The sequence below is a fragment of the Mycolicibacterium arseniciresistens genome (assembly GCF_030519285.1).
Lineage (GTDB): Bacteria > Actinomycetota > Actinomycetes > Mycobacteriales > Mycobacteriaceae > Mycobacterium > Mycobacterium arseniciresistens.
This window is the reverse complement of the sequence record NZ_JAUMSQ010000246.1, coordinates 1-7,354: the sequence shown is the minus strand read 5'-3', so window position 1 is coordinate 7,354 and position 7,354 is coordinate 1. Positions and strand designations below refer to the sequence as shown.

10 protein-coding genes are annotated in these 7,354 nt (G+C 68.8%); 6 read left to right on the top strand and 4 right to left on the bottom strand.

Going from position 1 to position 7,354, the window contains the following annotated elements:
• A partial coding sequence (locus Q2100_RS24030) for an HNH endonuclease signature motif containing protein (RefSeq protein WP_302916073.1) occupies positions 1-1,235 on the top strand: 1,235 nt, incomplete at its 5' end.
• 52 nt (positions 1,236-1,287) lie between these two features.
• Here Q2100_RS24030 and Q2100_RS24025 read toward each other — a convergent pair.
• Positions 1,288-1,851 (bottom strand): TetR/AcrR family transcriptional regulator, encoded by a 564-nt coding sequence (locus Q2100_RS24025; RefSeq protein WP_302916072.1) that lies wholly within the window; start codon positions 1,849-1,851, stop codon positions 1,288-1,290.
• A 90-nt stretch (positions 1,852-1,941) separates the two neighbouring features.
• On the opposite strand from Q2100_RS24025, the gene Q2100_RS24020 reads away from it, so the two are divergent.
• Positions 1,942-2,625, top strand: coding sequence for a nitroreductase (locus tag Q2100_RS24020; protein WP_302916071.1), 684 nt, complete (start codon positions 1,942-1,944; stop codon positions 2,623-2,625).
• A gap of 18 nt (positions 2,626-2,643) precedes the next feature.
• Here the strand turns inward: Q2100_RS24020 and ilvD are convergent, their stop codons facing one another.
• Positions 2,644-4,389, bottom strand: a complete 1,746-nt coding sequence (gene ilvD / locus Q2100_RS24015) for a dihydroxy-acid dehydratase (protein ID WP_302916070.1) — start codon at positions 4,387-4,389, stop codon at positions 2,644-2,646.
• 77 nt (positions 4,390-4,466) lie between these two features.
• On the opposite strand from ilvD, the gene Q2100_RS24010 reads away from it, so the two are divergent.
• Positions 4,467-5,081 (top strand): DUF305 domain-containing protein, encoded by a 615-nt coding sequence (locus tag Q2100_RS24010; RefSeq protein ID WP_302916069.1) that lies wholly within the window; start codon positions 4,467-4,469, stop codon positions 5,079-5,081.
• Positions 5,082-5,105: 24 nt separating this feature from the next.
• Positions 5,106-5,417: a copper-sensing transcriptional repressor RicR gene (gene ricR / locus Q2100_RS24005; RefSeq protein WP_302916068.1), complete on the top strand. Its 312-nt coding sequence runs from the start codon at positions 5,106-5,108 to the stop codon at positions 5,415-5,417.
• A gap of 7 nt (positions 5,418-5,424) precedes the next feature.
• Here ricR and Q2100_RS24000 read toward each other — a convergent pair whose 3' ends face one another.
• Positions 5,425-5,724: a thiamine-binding protein gene (locus tag Q2100_RS24000; RefSeq protein WP_302916067.1), complete on the bottom strand. Its 300-nt coding sequence runs from the start codon at positions 5,722-5,724 to the stop codon at positions 5,425-5,427.
• Between the two features lie 25 nt (positions 5,725-5,749).
• On the opposite strand from Q2100_RS24000, the gene Q2100_RS23995 reads away from it, so the two are divergent.
• On the top strand, positions 5,750-6,265 hold the full coding sequence (locus Q2100_RS23995; RefSeq protein ID WP_302916066.1) for a GNAT family N-acetyltransferase: 516 nt from the start codon (positions 5,750-5,752) through the stop codon (positions 6,263-6,265).
• Here Q2100_RS23995 and Q2100_RS23990 read toward each other — a convergent pair.
• On the bottom strand, positions 6,252-6,665 hold the full coding sequence (locus Q2100_RS23990; protein ID WP_302916065.1) for a PPOX class F420-dependent oxidoreductase: 414 nt from the start codon (positions 6,663-6,665) through the stop codon (positions 6,252-6,254). The two genes, Q2100_RS23995 and Q2100_RS23990, sit on opposite strands and share 14 nt — an antisense overlap.
• Before the next feature lie 93 nt (positions 6,666-6,758).
• Here Q2100_RS23990 and Q2100_RS23985 point away from each other — a divergent pair.
• Positions 6,759-7,354: MFS transporter (locus tag Q2100_RS23985; protein WP_302916074.1), on the top strand; the 596-nt coding region annotated here is incomplete at its 3' end.

Genomic DNA, 7,354 nt, shown 5'->3' with positions numbered 1-7,354 from the left:
ATGCGATCGATGGGCGGCTGGTGGAGATCGTCGCCGAGATCGACCGCGACGGGTTGTGGGGGATGACGGGTGCGCGGTCGGTGGCGGCGATGGTGGCGTGGAAGACCGGCTCGTCACCGAGGAATGCTGAAATCGTGACCGCTGTCGCGCAGCGGTGGGAGGAATTGCCGCGCTGCACCCAACTCTTGCGCGAGGGTCGGGTGTCACTCGATCAGGTCGGGGTGATCGCCGAGAAGGCCGGGCCGGGGTCTGCTGCGCACTACGCCCAGTTGGTCACCGCCGCGACGGTGACCCAGTTGCGCACCGCGATCAAGCTCGAACCCCCGCCGCAACCGCAACCGCAACCGGAACCCGACCCCAAGCCCGAACCCGCACCGTCGTACAGCAAGACCTGCGACGACAAGGGCACCACCTATCGGATTTTCCTGCCGCGACTGGAGGCGGCCAAGCTCGACGCCGCCGTTCAGTCACACCTTGACGGGATGGTCGCCGACTGGAAGCGCGGCCACGCCGAGGGCGAGGTCGATGTCGATGTCGATGGCGAGGGTGACGGCCATGTCGATGTCGACGGTGACGGTGACGGCCACGGCGCAGACGGTCAGGTTCCGCCGATGCCCACGACGGTCGATGCGTTCATGAGTGTGGTCGAGGCCGGCTGGGACACCGAGGTGGCGCGGCGCCCGCACGGACACCGCACCACCGTGATCGCCCACGTCGACGTCAAGCAGAAGAGCGCGTCATTGCATCTGGGTCCGCTGCTCACCGATGCCGATCGCCAGTTCCTGCTGTGCGACGCCACCTTCGAGGTGTGGCTGGAACGCCACGGGCAGCTCATCGGGTCCGGGCGCGACACCCGCCAGATCAGCCGCCGGCTGCGCCGGGCGCTGGAGCACCGGGACCGCTGCTGCGTGGTGCCCGGATGTGGGGCCACCCGCGGATTGCACGCCCATCACATCCGGCACTGGGAGGACGGCGGCGCCACCGAACTGGAAAACCTGGTCCTGGTGTGCCCGTATCACCACCGGATGCATCATCGCGGCGGCATCACCATCACCGGACCCGCACAGCACCTCATCGTCACCGACAGCGATGGACGGCAATTGAGTCCGGCGTCACTGGCCCGACCCCCGACGAAACCGCCGCCCGATGTACCGCCCTGTCCCGGACCCACCGGCGAACGGGCCGACTGGTGGTGGTACCCACCGTTCGAGCCGAAACCGCCACCGGCGAACTAGCTGCAGACTGCGCCGGAGGATGGCCGGCCACTGAGCTGCCTCCCGCGGTGAATCACCGCAGGGCGGCGTCGAGCAATGTCTCGGCCGCCAAGCGTCCGTAGTCAGTGCGTCCGGGATCGTCGAAGACCATGGCCCGTCCTGCGACGCCGTCGGCGAGGATCGCCAACTGCTCGGCCAGCTGGTCGGGGGCGCTGGCACCCAGTTCCGCCAACAGCTCGGCGATCCGAGAGGTGAACTGCTGCTTGCGTTCCCGCGTGTAGGCGTGCGGCGGACTGTACGGGTCGGGAAATTCGGTTGCGGCCGCGGTGAACGGGCAGCCGCGCACCGGTCCATCGCCCCGATGGACGCGGAACAACGCCATGATCCGCTCATGCGCCGGCAGGTCGTCGCGGTCGAGCATGCTCTCCATTGTCAGCCCGGCGTCGGACAGGTGACGCAGATAGGCGACCACGAGATCCTCCTTGGCCGGGAAGTGGGCGTAGAGGGTGCGTTTGGACACCGGTGCCTCGGCGGCGATCTGTTCCATGGTCGTCGCGGTGATGCCCTGCGCCTCGAACAGCGTGGTGGCGGCGGCCAGGATGCGCTCCCTGCCGCCGCGGCCGCGAGGACTGTCCATGACCGAAGTATACGCCTGCGTTTACATCAAGGCGGATGGTCGGTACGCTCGGTGCCGAAGTAAACGATGCCGTGTACCTAGAGGAGTTCGATGTTGTCGACGACTGTGCTGACCGAATCCGTCGATCGGGTGATCCGCAGCCGGCGCGCCACCCGCGCGTTCCGGTCCGACGAAGTGCCCGGCGACACGATGCGGGCCGTGTTCGAGCTGGCCGGCCACGCCCCGTCGAACTCGAACACCCAGCCGTGGCGCGTGGAGGTGGTCAGCGGGGCGGCGCGGAATCGCCTCGCCGACGCGCTCGTCGCGGCCCACGCCGCCGGTGAGCAATCCGTCGACTTTCCCTACCGGGACGGTCTGTTCGACGGGGACCTGGCGACCCGGCGCACGCAGTTCGGCGCGCAGCTCTACGCAGCGCTGGGCATCGCCCGCGACGAGACCGATCTGCTCGACGGATACAACACCAAGAGCCTGCGCTTCTATGGCGCACCGCACGTCGCCATGTTGTTCGCCCCGGCCCAGACCGAGGCCCGCATCGCCGCCGATATGGGCATCTACGCCCAGACGCTGCTGCTGGCGATGGCCGCACACGGCATCGCTTCCTGCCCGCAGGCGTTGCTCACCTTCTACGCCGACACCGTCCGGGCCCAGCTGGGCGTGACCGACCGCAAGCTCCTGCTGGGCATCTCATTCGGGTACGCCGACAACTCGGCGCCGGTCAACACGGTCCGGGTGCCCCGGGCCGCGCTGGTGGAGACGACCCGCTTCCACCGCTGAGCGCCGGTAGATGGCGAACTAGCTGCAGACCGCGCCGGTGGCCGCGGAGCCGACCAGCTTGGTGTACTTGGCCAGCACGCCGGTCTTGTACACCGGGGGCAGCGGCTCGAATCCCGCCTTGCGCGACTCGAACTCGTCCTTGTCGACCAGCAGGTCGAGCGTGCCGTTCGCGACGTCGAGGCGGATCCGGTCGCCGTCCCTGACGAAGGCGATCGGACCGGCGTCGACGGCCTCGGGCGCGATGTGCCCGACGCACAGTCCCGTGGTTCCGCCGGAGAACCGGCCGTCGGTCATCAGCAGGACGTCCTTGCCCAGGCCCGCGCCCTTGATGGCGCCGGTGATGGCGAGCATCTCGCGCATCCCCGGCCCGCCCTTGGGTCCCTCGTAACGGATGACGACGACGTCACCGTGGGTGATGGTGCCGTCCTCCAGCGCGTCGAGCGCAGCCCGCTCCCGCTCGAAAACCCTTGCGGTGCCCTCGAACACATCGGAGTCGAAGCCGGCCGACTTCACCACGGCGCCCTCGGGCGCCAGCGACCCGTGCAGGATCGTGATGCCACCGGTCGGGTGGATCGGATTGTTCATCGCCCGCAGCACCTTGCCGTCGGGGTCGGGCGGCTCGATGTGGGCGAGGTTCTCGGCCATGGTCCGGCCCGTCACCGTGAGGCAGTCTCCGTGCAGCAGACCGGCGTCCAACAGCGCCTTCATCACCACGGGCACGCCGCCGATCTCGTCGACGTGCTTCATCACGTGGCGGCCGAACGGCTTGACGTCGGCGAGGTGCGGCACCCGCTGCCCCACGCGGGTGAAGTCCTCGAGCGTGAGCTTCACGTTGGCCTCCCACGCGATGGCCAGCAGGTGCAGCACGGCGTTGGTGGAGCCGCCGAACGCCATCACGACGGCGATCGCGTTCTCGAACGCCTCCTTGGTGAGGATGTCGCGGGCGGTGATCCCGCGGCGCAGCATCTCGACCACCGCCTCACCGGACTTGCGCGCGTACTCGTCGCGGCGCTTGTCGATCGCCACCGGGGATGCGCTGCCCGGCAGCGACAGGCCAAGCGCCTCGGCGGCCGACGCCATGGTGTTGGCGGTGTACATGCCGCCGCACGCGCCCTCACCGGGACAGATGGCGCGCTCGATGATGTCGACGTCCTCGCGGGACATCAGCCCGCGCGCGCACGCCCCGACCGCCTCGAAGGCGTCGATGATCGTGACTTCCCTCTCGGTGCCGTCGGTCATCTTCGCGACGCCCGGCATGATCGAGCCGTTGTAGAGGAAGACGTTCGCCAGGTCGAGCCGGGCGGCGGCCATCAGCATGCCGGGGATCGACTTGTCGCAGCCGGCCAGCAGCACCGTGCCGTCGAGGCGCTCGGCCTGCACCACGGTTTCGACGCTGTCGGCGATCACCTCGCGCGAGACGAGTGAGAAGTGCATGCCCTCGTGGCCCATCGAGATGCCGTCGGACACCGAGATGGTGCCGAACTCCAGCGGATATCCGCCCCCGGCGTGCACGCCACCCTTGACCGCCTGCGCCAGCCGCTGCAGCGACATGTTGCACGGGGTGATCTCGTTCCATGACGAGCCGACACCGATCTGCGGTTTGGCCCAGTCGTCGTCACCCATGCCTACGGCGCGCAGCATCCCGCGGGCGGCGGTCTTCTCGAGGCCGTCGGTGACGTCGCGGCTGCGCGGCTTGATGTCGACGGCCGATGAGCCGCTTGCGCGAAGAGCGTTGGTCGAATCGGATGGAGCATCTGAGGGCATCCGTCGATTATGCGCCTGGCGTTTCGCCCGGCCAAACCGTTATAGATACCCCCATGGGGTACCTGTAGGGTGGTGTCATGACGAAGTTCACCGCACGCGGCGCCGCGATTCTGGCCGCACTCGCCACGGCCCTGTTCCTATCCTCGTGTACCAGCCAGGAGTCCGGGAACGCCACCGATGACCGCACGGAACCCCAGCGCAGCGAGACCCAGGACAGTGCCGGGCAGGCGGCGCACAACCCCGACGACGTGGCGTTCGCGACGCAGATGATGCCGCACCACAAGCAGGCCCTCGGGCTCACCGACCTGGCGCGCGACCGGTCCACCGACCCCGCGCTGCTCGAACTGGCCGCAGGTATCGCCGCCGTTCAGGGTCCGGAGATGGGGCAGCTGGCCGACATGCTGCGCGGCTGGGGCGAGAACCCTGACGCAGACATGGGTCAGGGCGCCCACTCGTCGATGTCCGGAATGGTCGACGACGCCACGCTCTCGCGGTTGCGCTCGCTCAGCGGCAAAGAATTCGACACACTGTGGCTGGAGTCGATGATCAGCCACCACCAGGGTGCGGTCGAGATGGCCAAGGCCGAGCTGGCCAACGGACAGGACGCCGGGGCCAAGGAGATGGCGCAGAACATCGTGGACACGCAGCAGGCGGAGATCGACCGGATGAGACAGATGCTGGGAGGCGGCTAGACACGATGGGCAAAGGACGTCAGTGTGAGCACTGAGGGCGTCGAAACGGCCGGCGCGCACGGCTATTCGGGTCAGAAGGACAACTACGCGAAGCGGCTGCGGCGGATCGAGGGCCAGGTCAGGGGCATCGCGAAGATGATCGACGAGGACAAGTACTGCATCGACATCCTCACCCAGATCAGCGCCGTCAACAGCGCGCTGCAGTCGGTGGCGCTCGGCCTGCTCGACGAGCACCTCGGCCACTGCGTCACCCAGGCGGTGGCCGAGGGCGGCGAGGAGGCCGACGCGAAACTCGCCGAGGCCTCGGCGGCCATCGCTCGGCTGGTCCGCTCCTAGCAGCCGGTCAGGACCCGAGTTCGCGTTCCAGGCGCTCGACCTTCGCGGTCAGCTGACCCGTGAAGCCGGGCCGGATGTCGGCCTTGAGCACCAGGCTCACCCGGGGCGCCACCGCGGCGACGGCCTCGACGGCCTGCTTCACCACGGCCATCACGTCATCCCAGTCGCCTTCAACGTTGGTGAACATCGCATTCGTCTCGTTCGGCAGCCCCGACGCGCGCACCACGCGGATCGCCTCGGCCACCGCCTCCCGCACGCCCCCGGACTCGTCACCGCCGGACGGACTCACACTGAACGCCACGATCATCGGCTCAGCCTGACACACTGCTGACGTGATCGACGTCGTGCTGATGCCCGCCACGGTGGAGCACCTCACCGCCCTGCGTGCCGACCGCAACGCCTTCGGCGAACTGCTGGGCGCCGACGTCCCCGAAGGCTGGCCCGAGTTCCCGGAGTCGGTCGAGTTCACCATCGCCAAGCTCACCGAGCACCCGCACCAGGCGGACTGGTGGATGCACTTCTTCCTCGCCGACAACGGCGCGCTACTCGTCGGATCCGGCGGGTTCGTCGGGCCGCCGTACAACGGTGTGGTCGAGATCGGCTACGAGATCGCCCCCGAGTTCCGCGGACGGGGCCTGGCGACGGCGGCCGCCAGAGCGATGATCGGCAAGGCGAAGGCCAGCAGCAACCGGCTCTCCATGATCGTCGCGCACACGCTGCCCGACCACAACGCCTCGACCAGCGTGCTCCGCCGGCTCGGTTTCCGGCACGCCGGCGAGGTCGAGGACCCCGACGAGGGCACCGTCTGGCGGTGGGAGTTGCCGGTGGACCCAGCTACTGCTGGCTGAAACCGGTCGGCCGCACCACCACGATCACCCGGTCCTGCGCATCGGCGGGCGGCTCGGTCAGCGGACCGCTGTACCGATCGTTGAGGTGCAGGTAGAACGCCCCGGTCGGGTCCGGCACGATCTCCTCGACCACGCCGCGCACCTCGAGATAGCGGTACGGGTTGTTTGGATCGCTGATCGACATCGCCACCGCGGGCTGGGCGGCGATGTTTCGGTACTTCTGCCGTTTCGTGGTGTGGGTGAAGCGCAGCAGTTCCCCGTCCCACGCGAACCACATCGGATTGACCTGCGGCGTGCCGTCCGGACGGACCGTCGCCAGATGGCCGTACAGCGGTAGATCGAGCAGGTGCTCGTAACCGTCGGGAACTTCGACCTTCGGTGTCGCGTCGAAACTGACCATCACGATCCTCTCTCGATTGGGCGGCGATCCGTCACCTCAGCAATTCGCGCCGCCGTTGCGGTATTCCCCGTCACTACCGTGACCAACGCCGCCATGACTGTCGACATCCGCCACCCGACGCCCACCGCCGCGTGGACACCCCGCACCGCCACTTCGCTCGCGGTGCTGGCCGCGGCTGCCTTCACCTACGTCACCGCGGAGATCCTTCCGGTCGCGGCGCTACCCGCGATCGCGTCCGATCTCGACGTCAGCGCGGCCCTTGTCGGCACTCTGCTCGCCGGCTACGCACTTGTCGCCGCGGTGACCACCGTCCCGCTGGTGCGCTGGACCTCGCACTGGCCCCGACGACGCACCCTACTGGTCACCCTGGTGTGTCTGGCCTCCTCCCAGCTCATCTGCGCGACGGCGCCGAACTTCGCGGTGTTGGCGGGCGGGCGGGTGCTGTGCGCGCTCACCCACGGGCTGATGTGGTCGGTGATCGCTCCCGTCGCGGCCCGCCTGGTGCCCGCCGACCACGCCGGACGTGCGACCGCCGCGGTGTACAGCGGTACGGCTCTGGCACTTGTTGTGGGCAATCCGCTCACCGCGGCGATCAGCGAGCTGTCGGGCTGGCGGGTCGCGGCGCTGATGGTCGCCGCCGCGGCGACGGCCGTCCTCCTCGCCGCACGCGCCGTCCTGCCCCCGCTGCC